This is a genomic window from Rhizobium redzepovicii, from assembly GCF_019793435.1.
Classification (GTDB): Bacteria; Pseudomonadota; Alphaproteobacteria; order Rhizobiales; family Rhizobiaceae; genus Rhizobium; species Rhizobium redzepovicii.
Genome location: NZ_JAILYH010000002.1, coordinates 420560 through 439113, shown reverse-complemented (window position 1 = coordinate 439113; position 18554 = coordinate 420560). Strand labels below are relative to the sequence as shown.

Annotated in this window: 12 protein-coding genes; 6 read left to right on the top strand and 6 right to left on the bottom strand. The window is 61.0% G+C overall.

The features are described from left to right. Positions 1-27: 27 nt before the first annotated feature. Positions 28-1911 carry a HAMP domain-containing methyl-accepting chemotaxis protein gene (locus K6N12_RS04390; protein ID WP_097628075.1) on the bottom strand — a complete coding sequence of 628 codons (1884 nt, stop codon included), beginning with the start codon at positions 1909-1911 and terminating at the stop codon, positions 28-30. Between the two features lie 200 nt (positions 1912-2111). On the opposite strand from K6N12_RS04390, the gene K6N12_RS04385 reads away from it, so the two are divergent. Further along, entirely contained in the window at positions 2112-2822 is a 711-nt protein-coding gene (locus K6N12_RS04385) for a DUF4272 domain-containing protein (RefSeq protein ID WP_097628074.1), read from the top strand. A gap of 186 nt (positions 2823-3008) precedes the next feature. After that, entirely contained in the window at positions 3009-4052 is a 1044-nt protein-coding gene (locus K6N12_RS04380; protein ID WP_097628073.1) for a magnesium and cobalt transport protein CorA, read from the top strand. Here the strand turns inward: K6N12_RS04380 and K6N12_RS04375 are convergent, their stop codons facing one another. The 3 genes from K6N12_RS04375 to K6N12_RS04365 form a co-directional block, all read right to left on the bottom strand. Then, positions 4053-4826: a phosphotransferase enzyme family protein gene (locus K6N12_RS04375; protein WP_097628144.1), complete on the bottom strand. Its 774-nt coding sequence runs from the start codon at positions 4824-4826 to the stop codon at positions 4053-4055. It lies immediately after the preceding gene. Positions 4827-4850: 24 nt separating this feature from the next. Then, positions 4851-5732 (bottom strand): MBL fold metallo-hydrolase, encoded by an 882-nt coding sequence (locus K6N12_RS04370; protein ID WP_097628072.1) that lies wholly within the window; start codon positions 5730-5732, stop codon positions 4851-4853. A 65-nt stretch (positions 5733-5797) separates the two neighbouring features. Next, a complete protein-coding gene (locus K6N12_RS04365; protein ID WP_179867150.1) occupies positions 5798-6181 on the bottom strand; it encodes a hypothetical protein in 384 nt (127 codons plus the stop codon). Positions 6182-6401: 220 nt separating this feature from the next. Here K6N12_RS04365 and K6N12_RS04360 point away from each other — a divergent pair, with 220 nt between their 5' ends. From K6N12_RS04360 to glgB, 3 genes are read left to right on the top strand one after another with little or no spacing between them, the layout of a single operon-like run. Then, a complete protein-coding gene (locus K6N12_RS04360) occupies positions 6402-9629 on the top strand; it encodes an alpha-1,4-glucan--maltose-1-phosphate maltosyltransferase (protein WP_097628142.1) in 3228 nt (1075 codons plus the stop codon). Continuing rightward, entirely contained in the window at positions 9630-12911 is a 3282-nt protein-coding gene (gene treS, locus K6N12_RS04355; protein WP_097628071.1) for a maltose alpha-D-glucosyltransferase, read from the top strand. Beyond that, positions 12908-15121 carry a 1,4-alpha-glucan branching protein GlgB gene (glgB, locus tag K6N12_RS04350; protein ID WP_097628070.1) on the top strand — a complete coding sequence of 738 codons (2214 nt, stop codon included), beginning with the start codon at positions 12908-12910 and terminating at the stop codon, positions 15119-15121. The genes treS and glgB overlap by 4 nt, the downstream gene beginning before the upstream one ends. Positions 15122-15125: 4 nt before the next feature. Here the strand turns inward: glgB and K6N12_RS04345 are convergent, their stop codons facing one another. Both K6N12_RS04345 and K6N12_RS04340 read right to left on the bottom strand, forming a co-directional pair. Beyond that, a complete protein-coding gene (locus K6N12_RS04345) occupies positions 15126-16754 on the bottom strand; it encodes a thiamine pyrophosphate-dependent enzyme (RefSeq protein ID WP_097628069.1) in 1629 nt (542 codons plus the stop codon). Continuing rightward, positions 16751-17926: an amino acid aminotransferase gene (locus K6N12_RS04340; protein ID WP_097628068.1), complete on the bottom strand. Its 1176-nt coding sequence runs from the start codon at positions 17924-17926 to the stop codon at positions 16751-16753. The genes K6N12_RS04345 and K6N12_RS04340 overlap by 4 nt, the downstream gene beginning before the upstream one ends. Before the next feature lie 149 nt (positions 17927-18075). On the opposite strand from K6N12_RS04340, the gene K6N12_RS04335 reads away from it, so the two are divergent. Next, the gene (locus tag K6N12_RS04335; RefSeq protein ID WP_097628067.1) at positions 18076-18543 is read left to right on the top strand and encodes an Lrp/AsnC family transcriptional regulator; all 468 of its coding nucleotides are present in this window, start codon (positions 18076-18078) and stop codon (positions 18541-18543) included. Positions 18544-18554 lie beyond the last annotated feature (11 nt).

The window sequence follows — 18554 nt, the reverse complement described above, 5'->3', positions numbered from 1 at the left end:
CCGCTGCACACTTTTGCGCGACCTGCTTTAGCGGCGAGCGGCAACCGCATGGATCGCGGCGCGGGCTGTCGGCTGCGCCATCGTTCTTGCCGTCGAGCGAAGGGCTGACGATTGGTTGGACGTCGTATCGTCGAGCCTGAATTGGGCGATAAGCTCGCGAAGTGTCTGGGCTTGCTGCGCGAGTGAATCTGCTGCCGCCGTTGACTCCTGCACCATGGTCGCGTTCTGCTGCGTGGTCTGGTCCATCCTGTTGACCGCAACGTTGACTTCGCTGAGGCCGATCGACTGCTCTTTCGCAGAAGTGGCGATCGAGTCCATATGGTGATTGATCTGGGTGATGAAGCCGCCGATGGTCTTCAGGGCCTGGCCGGTGTCGCGGACGAGCTTGACGCCGCTTTCAACTTCCTTCGAAGAGTTCTGGATCAGCCCCTTGATTTCCTTGGCTGCACTTGCCGAGCGCTGGGCGAGTTCGCGCACTTCCTGGGCGACGACGGCAAAGCCCTTGCCGGCCTCGCCGGCACGGGCGGCTTCCACGCCGGCATTGAGCGCGAGAAGATTGGTCTGGAACGCGATTTCGTCGATGACGCTGATGATGTTGGAGATCTGCTGCGACGAGGTCTCGATGCGTTCCATTGCCTCTTCGGCGTGGGAAACGACTTCCGCGGAGATACCGGCGCTGCGGTTTGCCTCGGTGGCCACCGTGCGCGTCTCCTCGGTCCGTTTGCTGGAGTTCGCAACGTTTGCGGTGATCTCTTCCAGTGCGGCTGCCGTTTCTTCAAGCGAGGCCGCCTGCTGCTCCGTGCGCTTCGACAGATCGCTTGCACCGGAGGAGATTTCGCGCGTGCCTTCATCGATCGTGCCGATGCTGTCGGAAATAGCCCGGAGCGTCGCGCCAAGCTGGGTGACGGACTGGTTGAAGTCGTGGCGCAGTGCCTCGAAATCGGGCGCGAAGGCCTCGTCGAGTTGGAAGGCAAGGTCTCCTGCGGCCAGCCGCTTCAAACCGGCGGCGAGACCCGAGGTGGCGATGCGCAACCGCTCCGATGCGTCGGCTTCCGCCAGCCTCTGGGTGTCAACGCGGTCAGCCTCCGCTCGGACGCGGTTTTCCTCGGCCTCTGTCGCCATCCGCTTGTTCGCGATGGCGGCCTGGCGGAAGATCTCCACCGCCCCTGCCATGGATCCGATTTCGTCGGCGCGGTCGGCAAATGGGATCTGTGAACCTGTGTCCCCCTCTGCCAGACGCCGCATCGAGGTGGTGATGCCGGTAATCGGGTTGGCGATTGCCTTCAGCACGAAAGCGACAGCACCGAGAACGAGCAACCCGGCGACAGCGATCGTTGCAAGCAGGTAGAATTCTATGGAGGCGAAGGTCTCCGTGCTGAGGTCGGCGGCCTTCTTGCTGCCGATGACGTTCAATTCGACCAGGGCCGCCGTGGCTTCCTTGAGCTTGTCGGAATAAGAGCGCATTCCCCCGCCGAGATATTGCCCGGCTTCCTCGGTCTTGTTGGCACGGGAAAGGACGAGGAGTTGCGAGCTGCTGGAGATGTAACCTTCAACGCTTTCCTTGATCGTCTTGATCAGGTCGCGCTCGCGATCGGACGACGCCAGCGGAAGATAGGCGTCGACCGATTTGCGTATCGCATCCTCGGCAACTTTGATTGCCTCTTCGCGTGTTTTCTTTTCCGCCTCCGACTGCGCGATGATGTGATCGCGGTAAGTGAGGCGCAAATTCGTCATGGCGAGATTGATTGCCTGCGACGCCTGCACGCTTGGCAGCCAGTCGGTGGCAATTTCCTCGGTCGAGCCGTTCGTTTTGCAAAGACCGTCGACCGCGAGATAGGCTACAAGACCGAAAAGAAGAGCTACACCGCTGAAAATCAACAGCAAACTCGTTTTAATGTTTGGACGACGCATAGAAAGTCCTCGATCGAACGGTCCGGCCTCATACCGGCTTGGCTAGGGACATTTGTACCGAGAAAAATTTAACGATTTGCTCAATATGTAAAATGCCGTTTACCAACCCTTCCGGAAACCGACGTCGCTTTTGCGCAAAACATATCCCGATCGCGCTGGAAATGTTTATCGATGCGTCAAAGAGATGAGAGGAGCCATACATGATGAAGCGCCTGTTTTCTGCCCTTCTTGCATTGATCCTTCCGGTTCAGGCAGCCGTCTCGCAACCCGCCGATGAGGCAGGGGCGCGCAAAGCCCGGTCTATCGCTCAGCTTCAATCGGAAGGGGTGCCGACGATCGATCATCTGCCGACCGTCGAGCCCGAGAGCGAAAGTACCCGCCGAAATACCAAGGCGGTCGTGCAACGCACGATCGCGCTTGCGATCGTTGCCGTGAAAGGCGAGACCGGCGACCATGCCATGGGTCAGGCTCTCATCCGGCAGTTCGATGCAGTGAGTTTTTTCACCCCGAAAGAAAAGGCCTTCATGGACGATCCTGATCCCTCCGATCAGGATCGCGCAAACTTCGCGTGGCGTTACGAAGGCGTGCACGTCATGTTGTGGGCACTCGGGATTTCGCCGCAGCTCGAACGTCCCGACCATATCTGCGACGTCCCGTTCATTGCGAAAACGCTTCGCGAATTGGGAACGGACGGGTTGATGCGTCGCGCCAAACTGCGCCCGCAAAAAGAACTGCTCGACGCCGCCGACCTGATCTACCGCTATGATTGGGCGGCCGTGAACGCAAGACTGAAGGGTGAAGAGCCGCCGACCGGATTGGACAAGGGCGTGGTCTACGAATGGCATTACGCCCTCAACTGGCTGATCGGCTACATGGATCAGGACTGGGATGACATTTCCACGGACACGTGATGTGGGTTGCGCGTTCTGCAATGAGTCGCTGGCGCAGAGCTGACAAAAGCCAATGCGCAATCAGCGTTTCTTGGTTCCGCACTGAGACGGATGCATGTTTTACGAAATAGCATTATGATCGACGCGACGCCTGGCCGGCGTTGGTGCGGATGCGTGATCCGTGCGGGAGCGGGAGGACGGCAGGATTTGGAACGGCTGAAGGATCTGGACGAAATTTCCGCGCAGGCGGGCGGCGGTTCGGCATCGTTGCCCTATGAACGGCCCGGCGTCGTGGCTGCCGCCGTGTATCAGCATGGGCAGCGCATTCGCGACATCAGGATAGAAGAAGCCGGCGAATGGCGCAGTCGGGAGAACGCCATCGTCTGGATCGGTCTGCACGAGCCGGACGAAGTGCTGCTGCATCAGGTCCAGGCCGAATTCAATCTCCATGCACTGGCGATCGAGGACGCGGCACAGCCCCACCAGCGACCGAAGCTGGAGATTTATGGGGACGCAATGTTCATCGTTGCCCGGACCGCCCATATGAAGGATGACGAAATCATCTTCGGCGAAACGCATTTGTTCGTCGGCCGCGGTTATGTCGTCTCCGTTCGCCACGGTGACTCGTCCTCTTATCTGTCGGTGCGGCAACGGTGCGAAGCAACGCCCGCGGCGCTCGCCCATGGTGAAAATTACATCCTCTATTCCATCCTCGATTTCATCGTCGACAACTATATGCCGGTCATCGAAGTCGTGCAGGAGGAGGTCGAGAAGCTCGAGGATCTGGTGCTGCGCGAACAGCTGGGGAAGTCCGATATCGAGCGGCTTTATCTGCTGCGGCGGAAGCTCTTGCGGCTGCGCAATGCCGTTGTGCCGCTCGTCGACGTCTGCCGGCGATATGAGCACATCGATCTTCCCGGCATGGATCCGACGCTTCAGTCGCTGTTTCGCGATGTGACCGATCACGTGCGCCGGGTTCAGGAAGATATCGACGCTTTGCGCGAGGTGCTGGCCTTCGCCTTCGAGGCTAGCGTGATGATCGGCCAGACCGAGCAGACGGCGATTGCCCGCAAGCTCGCCGCCTGGGCGGCAATTCTCGCCGTTCCCACGGCGATCGCAGGCATTTACGGCATGAACTTCAGCGATATGCCGGAACTGAAAACCCAGTATGGCTACTTCGTCGTGCTCGGCGTCATCGGCGTCCTGTGTCTCGGCCTCTTTGGCTTCTTCCGTCGGAGGAAGTGGCTCTAGCTATAGGAGCGCGTTCAGCAGTCGGTCTCGATGTTGCTGCACATAGTCGATATCGCTTAGATACAGCTGAGCGTCCCCTGCGGCTACGTGCTCCGCGAAGGTCTCGTCTCCGGCCGAAGCCCTTGCCTGCATGAAATTGGCAAGCGCCTGGAGCCGCCCGCAGACCATCTCCGGGAGCTGTTGCCGTTCTTTTGCCGTTGCCCCGTAGGCCGTGCAGAAGATTTCCGCCCGCCGCAGCTGTTCATCGAGACCTGACAGCACGCCGGGATGGGAGGGATCGGACAAAGGCGCCCAGCGATAGACCGCGTAGGCCAGATCCCAGAGTCGCGGTGCGGGATGCGCGGTATCGAAATCGATGATCCCGACAGCCTCATGCTCTGTCGTGGCGACGTTGTAAGGCGCGTAATCTCCGTGGCAGACGATTTCCCGCGGTTCCTGTGGCGGCAGCATCCACGTCTGGATTTCACCATCCTGCTCCAGAAACCCTTGTGATGCCGCGTGAAAATCGCGCAGAAGCCTGGCCGCCGAAACCAGCATGCGCTCCGATCCGACAAACGTGTCGCCCAGGTCTTCGCAGACGCGCCCGGCGACGAAGCTGACGATCTCCTGGTTTTTCCCTGTGATGTCGATCGGCTCCGGCGCCGCCAGAAAACCTCTGTCCCTGACATGGCGCAAAAACCGGTGCACCGTGGGCGTCCACGCGCCTGATGGTCTAACGACGGTATCGCCGTCGCGCCAGATCTGCCCGGTTCGTCCGCCTTCCAATGGCTTTATGTCATTCTCCCCCTGCAGATCCATCTACGCGGATTTCCGTTTTTCCATGTGGGCCTGAAGGGTGGCGCCAAGGTTTGTCTCGTGGCAGTTCCGGTAGAACGTCACCGTTTCCGCAGGCATGCCGTCGGGGATGGCGATGAAATCTTCAAGCCGGAAACCGCTTGAGCGGCTGAGCTGAACGTCCGCCAGCTGGTTCTCGCTCAACCCGTCGACACGTTCGGCCAGGGCTTCGAAATAGGCAAGATTTGCCTTCACCGTCGAAGGCGAAGATGTCTGGCCATGCGCGGGGATGACCAGCCTCGGTTCGAGATCACGGATCCGCTCCAGCGATGAACGGATCAGGCGAAGGTCTTCGGCACTTTTACTCCAGACTTCGGGGATAGGATATTCCACCGCATCGACGGCCAGGCAGATGCGAAGCTCGGGAATCCAGACGGCGATATGGTCGGGCGTGTGCCCGGGCGTATGGATGAGTTCGAGCTTCAGATCGCCGCCGTTGAGAAGCATCGAGCCGGAGAAGGTTATATCGGGACCGATGAGCTCGACATTGCGAAACCGCGGTTCCTGGCCAGCCTTGTCTTTCAGAACCTGTTGCTCGGAGGGATCACGCAAGCGGTCGAGTGCTGCGGCATGCGCGATAATCGGAGCGCGGCCGGCAATGGCGGCATTTCCCCAGAAGTGATCCCAATCCATATGCGAATTGATGACAATCAAGGGGCGAGCCGCCGTCTTTTCTTCTAGCAGATCCAGCGCCATCCGGCATAGCTCGGGCGTTCCAAGCGTATCGATCAGGACGCTGAACCTCTCGGTCCGGACAAACACGCCATCGACTTCATCTCCCGCCCGAACGATCACGATCCGGTCGTCAAGTTCGGGATAGGAGCACAATTCTACCGGTGCATTCACGTCTGGTCGCCTCTATTGCAATCGGTCTCTCATTCAGTACATCAAATCAGCTCGGGTGCTCGCCCTTAAGGGTGGTGCGTCTTTCGCTCTACTGGGACATGTACATCCCACCGTTTCATCACAGCATTCGGCACCGCGTCTGGGCAGACGACCATCACGCTGGGTTTTGAGCGGCCGAGGCTCTTCGGCGTCCACTGTGTCTGAAGCGGGACCGCACATCGGGGAACCAGCACCTTCGCGTTGGGCTCCAGCACGTTCCACTGCTCGTGCTCACTGGCGTTCTCCTGCGCGACGAAGCGCCTGGCCTCCTCGCGAATTTCGAACAGGCCGTGTTTTAATTCTGTCGAACGATCGGTTTCGATGCTCCAGGAGGTGAGGCACAGTATGCAAGCCGACAGGGTTGCGGCGACGAGTATGGATCGAAGCTTGGATGCGCGCTCAATAGCCACCTGACTCCCTCTCCCCGGACGGCGGAAGATTATCCGGATGCGGCTGGAATTCTCAAGGTCTCTTCGTCCCCTGGGCGGGCTTTGGTGCTCGAACGAAATACGTCCCCTCGATCCGGCGCCGATGCGGCTGATGCTTTCGTACAGCCGCGAATTGGCCGTGCCGGTGGAACAACAACCGCCAAAGGAAGTTTGCCTGAAAAGCAACTCGAGGCGGCGGCCGATGTTATTTTCTGCGAACGGGGGTGTGTTGAGCACCCCACCCCGGATCTATTATGCCAATCCGCTCCTTCTCCAGGGCATCGATGCATGGCGCGAGGTTTTCGACCATGCGGCGGACACCGGTTTCGATCACGTGCTGACGGCGCCCCTCTTCGACCGGGACGGGGAGCGCAGCGTGTTTGCTTCCCGGGACTTCGATCGTCTCGATCCTGAACTGTCGCTCGGAAGCGATGTCGGGGAGGGGGTGGCGCGTCTGGCGGAGGCTGGCCGCAAGAGCGGCGTTGCCTTGATGATGGATCTGATGCTCGACGGCAGGGGGAGGCATCCTCAGGCGGGATTTCGTCCCGTCGATCCGAGACGCTCGCCACTGGACCCGGCAGAACCGATGGCGGCGATGGGGGCGGAACGACAATCGCAGCTGTTGGCGGAATGGACCGAACGGCTGCAGCGGCTGTCCGACGCCGGTCTCGCCGGCTATCGGGTGCTTGGGATAGATCGGGCGACGCCGGCGTTTTTCAAATCGCTGATGGCGGCGGTGCGCGAAAAGACCGAGGCGCAATTCCTCGCCTGGACGCCCGGCACCGATTTTGCGGTGAGGGGGGGTATCAACGAGGCAGGTTTCAACGGTTGTTTTTCGTCGATGGCCTGGTGGGATTTCGACGAGAGATGGTTCATCGACGAGCATCGCGTGCAGCAGCCGCTCGGCTGGCAGATCGCTTTTCCGGAACCGCCATTCGCGCGGCGTATCGCGCACGGAACCGAGAGCCGCGAAATCCTTGAACGGCGCGCCGTGAGAGCCCTGCGCCTTGCCGCTTCGCTCGGGGGTGGCCTGATGGTTCCGATGGGCTTCGAATATGGCGCAGCCACGCCGCTCGATCCGACGCATGGCAACAGGGCGGGTCTCAGGGGATTGCGTCACGACCTGGCTTTCGATCTCTCTTCCGAAATCCGGCGTGCGAATAGCGAAATCGGCACGATCGACCATGCGCCTGCTTCATCGCTGCGCCTGATCCGCAACGCCAATGGGCCGGTCTCGGCACTCCTGCAATCCGAGGTGCAGGATCTGCGCAGCGCCGACAATGTGCGCTTCATCCTGCTGAACAGAGACCTTCGGCGAAGCGCGCCCGCGCCGGTGACGGCACTTCGCGAAGCGGCCTCCGGCTTTCTGCCCGTCGCAGCCGACGGTGGGGTTCTCCGCCTGCGGGCAGGGGAGGCGCTGGTCATCCAAGGCAAGGCGCCAACGCCGATCACCTCCAGACCCGCCCTGGAGATCACGCAGGCGACGGCATCGCCTCGGCTTGCCATCGAAAACATCACGCCGCGTGTCGATGATGGGCGCTTTCCGGTCAAGCGGGTGGTGGGCGACATCGTTACCGTCGAGGCTGACATCTTCGCCGACGGCCACGACCCGATCGCCGCCGTCCTGCTCTGGCGGCCGCTCGACGCCATGGCGGATTGGAACGAGACGGAGATGCATCTTATCGAAAACGACCGCTGGCGCGCCGAGTTCCTGCTCGAGCGCACCGGCCGCTACGAGTTCGCCGTCGAGGCGTGGAAAAACGCTTTTGCGATCTTCCGCTACGAGCTGACCAAGAAGAACGACGCCCGGCTCGACCTGAAGCTCGAGCTGCAGGAGGGATTGAACCTCGTCCACGCCGCACAGGCCGGGGCGCCTGCAGCGCTCGGCCCCGAACTGCACGCCCTGAGCGACAGTCTCGAAAGCGCCTCGGACGCCGAGCGGACGGCGATCCTGCTCGATCCCCAGACATCCGAGCTGATGAACAAAGCCGACAGGCGGCCGTTCCGGCTCCGCTCCACGGCAAGCGCCGTCGATGCCGAGCGCAAGGAAGCGGCCTTTGCCAGCTGGTACCAGATCTTCCCGCGCTCGCAGAGCGGTGATCCCAACCGGCACGGCACCTTCGACGACGTCATCCCGAGGCTGGCCGATATCCGCGGCATGGGCTTCGACGTGCTTTACTTCCCGCCCATTCACCCGATCGGCTCGACCAACCGGAAGGGGCGCAACAACAGCTTGAAGGCCGGTCCCGGCGATCCCGGGAGCCCTTATGCGATCGGTTCCGAGGAGGGCGGCCACGATGCCATCCATCCCGAGCTCGGCGATTTCGAGGATTTCGGCCGGCTGGTCGAGGAGGCGGGCCGGCACGGGCTGGAGATCGCCCTCGACCTTGCGATCCAGGCGTCGCCGGATCACCCCTGGCTGAAGGAACATCCCGGCTGGTTCGACTGGCGCCCGGACGGCACGATCAAATATGCCGAGAACCCGCCGAAGAAATATGAGGACATCGTCAACGTCGATTTCTACACCAAAGACGCGCTGCCCTCGCTATGGATGGAGCTGAGGGATGTTGTCCAGCTATGGGTGGACCAGGGCGTCAAGCTGTTTCGCGTCGATAACCCGCACACCAAACCCTTTCCCTTCTGGGAATGGCTGATCGGCGATATCAGAGCGCGTCATCCCGATGTGGTCTTCCTGTCGGAAGCCTTCACCAAGCCCAAAGTGATGTACAGGCTGGCGAAGATCGGCTTTTCCCAGTCCTACACCTATTTCACCTGGCGCAACGCCAAATGGGAACTCGAGCAATATATGCGCGAGCTGACTGAGACGGAGGCGAAGGAATTCTTCCGTCCGCACTTCTTCGTCAACACCCATGACATCAATCCGGACTTTCTCCAGAACGCGCCGCGCCCGGCCTTTCTGATCCGCGCCGCCCTTGCCGCCACTCTCTCTGGCCTGTGGGGCGTCTATAACGGCTTCGAGCTCTGCGAGGGGCGACCCGATGTCAAGCGCAAGGAATATGCCGACAGCGAGAAATACGAGATTCGCGCCTGGGATTATGACCGGCCGGGCAATATCGTCGACGAAATCAGGATGCTCAACCGTATCAGGAACGAGAACACTGCCCTGCATTCGCATCTCGGGCTGACGCTTCTGAATGCTTGGAATGACAATATCCTGTTCTTCGAAAAGGCAAGTAAGGCCCGCGACAATGTCCTGCTGATCGCGATCAGCCTCGACCCTCACAATTTTCAGCAAAGCGATGTCGAACTGCCGCTCTGGCACTGGTCGCTCGGCGACGGCGGCACGCTGGATGCCGAGGATCTGGTCGGTGGGCATCGTTTCAAATGGACCGGCAAACGGCAGAGCATCAGCCTGAACCCTGAGATCCTGCCCTTTGCGATCTGGCGCGTTCGAGCAGCGGAGGCATGAATGGACACGATGAACCCCGATGGCATTGAGCAGCCCCTCTGGTACAAGGATGCGATCGTCTACCAGCTGCACATCAAGTCGTTCTACGACGCCAATGGCGATGGCGTCGGCGACTTTGCCGGCCTGCACGCCAAGCTCGATCACATCGCGGCGCTCGGCGTCAATGCCATCTGGCTGCTGCCTTTCTTTCCCTCGCCGCGCCGCGACGACGGCTACGACATCGCCGACTACGGCAATGTCAGCCCCGATTACGGCACCTTGGAGGATTTTCGCGCCTTCGTCGACGCCGCACACCAGCGTAATATCCGCGTCATCATCGAGCTCGTCATCAACCACACCTCCGATCAGCATCCCTGGTTCCAGCGCGCCCGTCAGGCACCGGCCGGATCCCCGGAGCGCGATTTTTACGTCTGGTCGGATACCGATCAGAAATTCCCGGAAACGCGCATCATTTTCATCGATACCGAAAAGTCCAACTGGACATGGGATGCCGTGGCGGGCGCCTATTATTGGCATCGCTTTTATTCCCACCAGCCTGACCTCAACTTCGACAGTCCCCTGGTCATGGAGGAACTGCTGAAGGTGATGCGCTTCTGGCTGGAAACCGGTATCGACGGCTTCCGCCTCGACGCGATCCCTTACCTTGTCGAGCGCGAGGGGACGATCAACGAGAACCTGCCGGAAACCCATGCGATCCTGAAGCGCATCCGTGCCGCTCTCGATGCCACCCATCCCGGCGTGATGCTGCTGGCCGAGGCCAATCAATGGCCGGAGGATACGCGCGAATATTTCGGCGACGGCGACGAATGCCACATGGCCTTCCACTTTCCGCTAATGCCGCGCATGTATATGGCGATCGCCAAGGAGGACCGGTTTCCGATCACCGATATCCTGCGGCAGACGCCGGAGATTCCGGAGAATTGCCAATGGGCGATCTTCCTGCGCAACCACGACGAACTGACGCTCGAAATGGTGACGGACGCCGAGCGCGACTATCTCTGGGAAACCTACGCATCCGATAAGCGCGCCCGCATCAATCTCGGCATCAGGCGGCGCCTGGCGCCGCTGATGGAGCGCGACCGCCGGCGCATCGAGCTGATGAACGCGCTGCTGCTCTCTATGCCGGGAACGCCGGTGATCTATTACGGCGACGAGATCGGCATGGGCGACAATATCTATCTCGGCGATCGGGATGGGGTGAGGACGCCGATGCAATGGTCTCCGGACCGCAATGGCGGCTTCTCCAGGGTAGACCCGGCGCGTCTCGTCCTGCCGCCGGTCGCCGATCCGCTCTACGGTTTCGAGGCCGTCAACGTCGAGGCACAGAGCACGGACGCGCATTCGCTGCTCAACTGGACGCGCAAGATGCTGGCGCTGCGCGGTCGGCATCCGGCCTTCGGCCGTGGTTCGCTGCGGTTCCTCGCGCCGGAGAACCGCAAGATCCTCGCTTATCTCAGGGAATATGAAGGCGAGACGCTGATGTGCGTCGCAAACCTCTCGCGCCTGCCGCAGGCCGTGGAACTCGACCTGTCGAGCTTCGAGGGCCGCGTTCCGATCGAATTGACCGGCATGTCGCCCTTTCCGCCGATCGGTCAGCTGACCTATCTGCTGACATTGCCGCCCTACGGTTTTTTCTGGTTCCAGCTGGAAGCCGATGCCGACCCGCCGGCATGGCGCACCGCTCCGCCGGAGCAGCTTCCCGATCTGGTGACGATGGTCACCCGTCGCGGCCTGCTCGACCTTGTCGATGAACCCAAGCTTGCACGCGTTCTCAGCAACGAAATTCTGCCGGCCTATCTGGCGAAGCGGCGGTGGTTCGGGGCAAAGGACCAGCCGCTGCAGGCGGCGCGTCTGATCTCCGCAACGCCGATCCCCTTTGCCGACGGGATTGTTCTCGGCGAACTGGAGGCCGTGCTGCCGAACCATAGCGAATCCTACCAGCTGCCGCTGGCGGTCGCCTGGGACGATGCGCAACCATCGGTGCTGACCCAGCAGCTTGCGCTCGGTCGGGTCCGCCAGGGCCGGCGCGTCGGTTTCCTGACGGACGGATTTGCCGTGGAGGCGATGGCGCGCGGCATCCTGCGCGGGCTTGGCGACCGCTCGCGCACCACCGGCCGCACCGGCACGCTCGAATTTCTCGGCACGGAACGGCTCGACCGTCTTGCCGTCACCGACGACCTTCCGGTCCATTGGCTCTCGGCCGAACAGTCCAACAGTTCGCTGATCGTCGGCGATCTGGCGATGATCAAGCTGATCAGGCACATCTTTCCCGGTATTCATCCGGAAGTCGAGATGACGCGCTATCTCACCCGCGCCGGCTACGATCACACCGCGCCCTTGCTCGGCGAGGTCGCGCACACGGACTCCAGTGGACGCCGCTCGACATTGATCATCGTCCAAGGCGCGATCCGCAATCAGGGCGATGCCTGGAACTGGATGCTGAACAACCTGCGCCGCGGGGCAGACGAACTCGTGCTGAACGACCCGGCCGTCCAGCCGGGCGACGACGTCTTCCAGCCGCTGATCAGCTTCGTTGCGATGGTCGGCATGCGTCTCGGAGAACTACATGTCGTGCTTGCCGGGGAGACTGCGGACGAAGCCTTCAGCCCGGTAATCGCCGGCGACAGCGAAGTCGAGGCGATGAAGAAGGCGGTTGCCGGCGAAGTCGCCTATGCCATGTCGAAACTTGCCGAACGGGAGGAGAATGCCGATCCGGCGATCGACCTGCTTGCAGCGCCGTTGCTCAAGCGCCGCTCCGAACTCGTCGAGCTTGCCGCGACGCTGGCCGAGTCCACGCGCCATACGCTGATGACGCGCACGCACGGCGATTTTCACCTTGGTCAGATCCTCGTCAGCGAGGGTGATGCCGTCATCATCGATTTCGAGGGCGAGCCCGCGAAAAACCTGGCCGAGCGCCGCGCCAAGACCAATCCGCTGCGCGATGTCGCCGGGCTTTTGAGGTCACTGAGTTATCTCGTCGCCACCGCCCAGCTTGATAACGACGCCGTCATCGAACATGAGAACGAAGTCCGGCGCGAGGCCATCGCCCGCTTCGGGCGCCAGGCGGAAGAGGCGTTTCTCGACGCCTATGCGCAGGCGGTTTCGGCATCGAAGGCGCTTGATATGCCACCCGATCAACGACGGAGGGTCCTCGATGCCTTTCTTCTCGAAAAGGCCGCCTATGAGATCGCCTATGAGGCCCGCAACCGGCCGAAATGGCTTCCGATCCCGCTTTCCGGCCTCACCGAAATCGTCTCGCGTCTGGCGGGGGTCCCGGCATGAATGTTGAGCGCTCGGAACTTCTCGCCGGAATCGGGCACGATGCCCTCTGGGCTCTGATCGAAGGGCGCCACGGCGATCCTTTTTCGATCCTCGGTCCCCATGAAAGCGGCGGGATGACCATCGTGCGGGTCTATCTGCCCGGGGCGGAGGCGGTCGATCTCATCGAGGCTGGGAGTGGACGGGTGGTGACGCCCTTCAGTGTCGCCCATCCCGCCGGCCTGTTCGCGGCGGCAACCGGTTTGAGGACCGGATACCGGCTGAAGATCACATGGCCGGATGCGGTGCAGATCACCGAGGATCCCTATAGTTTCGGCCTGCTGCTCGGTGAGCTCGACCTCCATCTAATATCGGAGGGCACGCATTACAGTCTGAGCCGCACGCTTGGCGCGGTGGCGATGTCGATCGACGGCATATCAGGCGTTCGTTTCGCCGTATGGGCGCCGAATGCCCGCCGCGTCTCGGTCGTCGGCGACTTCAATGCCTGGGATGGGCGGCGAAATCCGATGCGGCTGAGGCAATCGGCGGGTGTCTGGGAGCTGTTCATTCCGAGCCTCGCCGCCGGCGAAAGATACAAGTTCGAGATCGTCGATGCCGAGGGCACCTGCCTGCCGCAAAAGGCCGATCCGGTGGCGAGGGCGAGCGAAGCTGCCCCATCCACCGCCTCGATCGTCGCATCGTCGACGCCGTTTCGATGGACGGATGACGGCTGGATGAGGGACCGCTCCCGCCAGGAAAGGCTGGAAGGCGCGATGTCAGTCTATGAGGTGCACGCCGGCTCCTGGTTGCGCGACGGGCGGGACGGCAACAGATATCTCGACTGGGTCGAGCTCAGCCAGCGCCTCGTTCCCTATGCCAGCGACATGGGATTCACCCATATCGAACTGCTGCCGATCATGGAGCATCCGTTCGGCGGCTCCTGGGGTTATCAGCCGCTCGGCTTGTTTGCTCCGACCGGCCGCTACGGCACGCCGGAGGATTTCGCCTATTTTGTCGACCGCTGCCATGGCGCCGGGCTCGGCATCATCCTCGACTGGGTGCCGGCTCACTTCCCCACGGATGTCTGGGGTCTTGCCCGCTTCGACGGCAGCGCGCTCTACGAGCATGAGGATCCGCGCGAGGGCTTTCACCGCGACTGGAATACGCTGATCTACAATCTCGGGCGCAACGAGGTGAAAGGGTTCCTGATCGCCAGCGCGCTCGAATGGCTCGAGCGCTATCATGTCGACGGCTTGCGCGTCGATGCCGTGGCCTCGATGCTCTACCGCGATTATAGCCGCAACGAAGGCGAATGGATTCCAAATCAGTATGGCGGCCGGGAGAACCTGGAGGCGGTTGAGTTCTTCAAGCACCTCAACAGCATCGTCCACGAGCGCTGCCCGCATGCAATGACGATCGCCGAAGAATCGACGGCCTGGCCGGGTGTGACGAAGCCGCCGGAAGAAGGCGGGCTAGGCTTCGACATCAAATGGAACATGGGCTGGATGCATGACAGTCTGAGCTACATCGAGAAGGATCCGGTCTATCGGAGCCATCATCATGGCACGATGACCTTCGGCATGATCTACGCCTATTCCGAGCGGTTCATGCTGCCGATCTCCCATGACGAGGTGGTCTATGGCAAAGGCTCGCTGCTGACGAAGATGCCGGGCGACGAATGGCAGAAATTTGCCAATCTGCGCAGCTACCTCGCTTTCATGTGGGGTCATCCCGGCAAGAAGCTGTTGTTCATGGGGAGCGAAATCGCCCAGCCGGGCGAATGGAACCATGATGCTTCGGTGAGCTGGGATGTACTGGAGCGGCCTCAGCATGTCGGCATTCAGCGGCTGGTCAAGGACCTGAATAGCCTCTACGGGGAAGAGCCGTCATTGCAATTCGGCGATTTCCATCCCCAGGGCTTCGAATGGGCAGCAGCCGACGACGCCGCCAACTCCGTCCTCGGCATGCTCCGTTATGGCAAGGACCGCTCTTCATCCGTCCTTGTCGTATCGAATTTCACGCCGGTGCCGCGCTACGGCTATAGGATCGGCGTGCCTGATGATGGCGTGTGGATCGAGCGGATCACCACGGATGCGCGCGAATATGGTGGCTCCGGCCTCGTCAACGGCGCGCTGTCGAGCGAACCCATCCCCGCCCATGGGCGGCCGGTTTCCCTGTCGCTGACGTTGCCGCCGCTGGCGACGATCTTTCTCAAGGGACCGTCGCCTAGATAGGGATTCATTCGGCGTGCGGCGCCGGATGAATGAACGGCCAGGGACTTGCCTCGGATCCCTTTTCGATCGGAACCTCGATGAGCACGGGCTCGTCGAGAGAGAGGGCTTTCTCGATCCTCTCTTTGAGTTCGTCGGGGCTTGTCACCTTGAACGCGCGGACACCGAAGCTCTCGGCAAGCGCGACAAAATCCGGATTGGTCAGCTCCGAGCCAAGATAGCGACCCTGATACGCCTGCTTCTGATCGCGCAGAACATTGCCATAGGCTGAATTGTTGAAGACGATGGCGACGACATTGATCTTGTGCTGGACGGCAGTGGCAAGCTCTTGAACGCCGAACATGAATCCGCCATCGCCAGAAACGGAAACAACCGCTTTATTGGGATTGGCGACCTTCACGCCCAAGGCGGTGTTGAAGCCAAAACCCAGATTGTCCTGATAACCACATGTCACGTATTGGCGCGGGCCGTAGACGGGGAAGGCAAAACGGGCGGTAAAGCCCATCTGGCTGATCTCCTCGACGAAGAAGCCGTCTCTGGGAAGAGCCTCACGAATGGCGTCGAGATAGGCAAGCTGCGGCTGCACTTCCGAGAACCGAGATCTGGCCTCTTTGTTGATGTCGGCAAATTCGCGGGTGCGATCGTCGCGCCGGGAACCTGACAATAAATCGATCAGAGCCCGCGTTCCCGCCTTGGCATCGGCGACGATGCCGACACCGGGCTTGAGGCGGACCATTTCGGTCGGATCGATATCGATGCGAATGATCTTGAGGCCTTTGGGAAGCCATTTCCAACGCATGAACTGCAATTCGAGCCGGCTGCCGATACCGATCAGAACGTCCGTCTTCTTCCAATATTCATAGGCGGCGACGAAATTCAGATAGTTCGGGTGATCGTCGGCGACGATGCCCTTGCCGGAACGATGGGAGGTGACGGGCGACTGCAGCAGTTCCGCAAGCGCGGCGATCTCGGCGCCGGCCTCCGCCGCGCCGCCGCCGACCATGATCATCGGATTGCTGGCACACGCTATCAGCGCCGCTGCGGCAGCGATCTGATCGGAGTTGACAGCCGGGTGAGGCGCTCTCGTACCGACGGAAAGATCGACTTCGGGGCCGGATTGGCCAAACACGTCCCATGGGGCTTCGACCGCTCCCGGACCCTGGCGGCCGGAGAGCATCTTGCCGACGACCTCGGCCATGACGGGGCCTGCCTCGGACGGATGATTGATGCGTTCCGCCGTCTTGGTAAGCCCGCGCATTGTCGCGAGTTGATCGGGCAGTTCGTGCAACTGCCCTCTGCCCTGGCCAATCAGGTGGGACATGATGTTGCCGGTGATGCAAAGTACCGGCGCGTTGGCGCCGTAAGCGGTGCAAAGCGCTGCCCCGGAATTGAGAACACCCGGGCCGGGGACGACGGTATAGGCGCCGATCCGCCCGGTGGATTTGGCATAGCCATAGGCCATATATCCGGCGCCCTGTTCGTGCCTAGTGTGAATGAACCGAACCTTGTCGCGGGCGCCGTAGAGCGCATCGTTGAAATCATACATGTGGGCGCCCGGGATGCCAAACACCGTGTCGATCCCATGGGCGACGAGCGAACGGGTCATCGCCTGGCCGGTCGTTTCCTTCTTGCTCATTTCAAGCAGCCTTCAGCGCGAAGTGCGGTCACGATGGCGCCGGCATCGGCCGGCTGCATGCCCGCAAGGTTCATACGGCCGGAATCGGCCATGTAGATGCCGTGTTTGGCGCGCAGCGCTGCGGCCGTTTCTTTCGACATGGAGAGATTGGAGAACAGGCCGCGCTGCCGGCTGATAAAGGCCAGATCGGCGGCTGCAGCGGCGAGCGCCGCGCGGTTGCCGTTGACACGCTCGCACATCTCCTCGAGTTCTGCGCGCCACATTGCCGACATTTCGGGGCTCTCGAGAATGGTTCTGACGATCGCGGCGCCATGATCGGGCGGCATCGACCAGTTCACACGGGCAAGGGCCGCCATATTGCTTTCGGCCTTGCCGATGTCGTCGACATTGCGGGTCATGAGGTAGAGCGCGCCGACGCGCTCGCGATAGAGACCGAAATTCTTATCGCAGGAATAAGCGATCAGCGCCTCGTCGACCGCGTCGAGGATCATCCGTGTAGGTGCGGCGTCCTGTTCGAGACCGTCGCCAAGCCCTTGATAGGCAAGATCGATGAACGGCACCAGCCCGTGTGCAACGAGGAGTCCGGTAATCTGCCGCCACTGCTCCATGGTGAAATCGATACCGGTCGGATTGTGGCAGCAACCGTGAAGGAGGACGACATCGCCTTCCGCAGCGGAAGACAGGGCGTCGACGACGCTTTCGAATTTGACCTGTTGCGACGTCAGATCGACGAAGGCGTAGTCCTTTACGGCCAGCCGCGCCGAGGCGAAGATCGGCGCGTGGTTCGGCCAGCTGGGCGTCCCCAACAGAACCTTAGCGGATGGATTTGCCGTCTGGATGAGCTCGGCGCCGAGACGCAGCGCGCCGCTGCCGCCGGGTGTCTGAATGCCGACGAGGCGATGATCGAACGTCGGCGATTTGCCGAAAATAATGGGTTGCAGCAGTCGGACGAATTGCAGATCGCCTTCCGGGCCGAGATATTTCTTGCTGTCCTGGGTCTCGAGAAGAAACTGTTCCGCCGCCTTTACGGCTCGCATCACCGGCGTACGGCCCATGGCGTCGCGATAGACGCCGACGCCGAGGTCGATCTTTCCGCTGCGCTCGTCGACCTGAAAGGCCTTGATGAGGGCAAGCAGGCTGTCGGCCGGCCGGTTATTCAGTTTCTCAAACACAAGTCCACCTCCGTTTTATCCAATGGCTGGAGACTAACGGAACTTCCGCGGCGATTTTATGCGATTATCTGCCTAATGCGATATGAAGATGCAGACAATCTGCGTCATTTGGCTATACTATGCGGAAATTCTGCTTATTTGGATGGGCCATGCTTGACCAGTTCGATATCAAATTGCTCGCCGCCCTCCAGCAAAACAGTGAGGTGACGCAGGGTGAATTGTCGCAGAAGGTCAATCTCTCCGCGACCCAATGCGCACGCCGTTTGGAAAAGCTGCGCAATGAGCAATACATCCAGAGCGTCGTTGCTATCCTCAATCCTGCAAAACTGGGTTTTGCCGTCGTCGCTCATACCCTCGTCAGCCTGCGCGCGCATACGGAAGGTGGAAACGAGCGGCTTCATCGCTTCATCGAAACCGCGCCGGAGATTCTGGAGTGTTATTCGCAGACGGGGGATGCCGATTTTCTGATGAAGGTGATGACGCGCGACCTCGACCATCTCAGCCAATTTCTCGAGAGAATGATCCGGGTCACCGATAATCTGGCCTCGGTGAAGTCAAGCATCGTCCTGAAAACGCTGAAAAAGACGACTGCTTTGCCGCTGCAGATCGTGACGTGAGGTGGCCACTT

Excerpts from the sequence above, each read along its gene's own strand:
- treS (WP_097628071.1), top strand. The coding sequence starts at position 9,630 with ATGGACACGATGAACCCCGATGGCATTGAGCAGCCCCTCTGGTACAAG.
- K6N12_RS04335 (WP_097628067.1), top strand. The coding sequence starts at position 18,076 with ATGCTTGACCAGTTCGATATCAAATTGCTCGCCGCCCTCCAGCAAAAC.
- K6N12_RS04390 (WP_097628075.1), bottom strand. The coding sequence starts at position 1,911 with ATGCGTCGTCCAAACATTAAAACGAGTTTGCTGTTGATTTTCAGCGGT.
- K6N12_RS04385 (WP_097628074.1), top strand. The coding sequence starts at position 2,112 with ATGATGAAGCGCCTGTTTTCTGCCCTTCTTGCATTGATCCTTCCGGTT.
- glgB (WP_097628070.1), top strand. The coding sequence starts at position 12,908 with ATGAATGTTGAGCGCTCGGAACTTCTCGCCGGAATCGGGCACGATGCC.
- K6N12_RS04360 (WP_097628142.1), top strand. The coding sequence starts at position 6,402 with ATGTTATTTTCTGCGAACGGGGGTGTGTTGAGCACCCCACCCCGGATC.
- K6N12_RS04345 (WP_097628069.1), bottom strand. The coding sequence starts at position 16,754 with ATGAGCAAGAAGGAAACGACCGGCCAGGCGATGACCCGTTCGCTCGTC.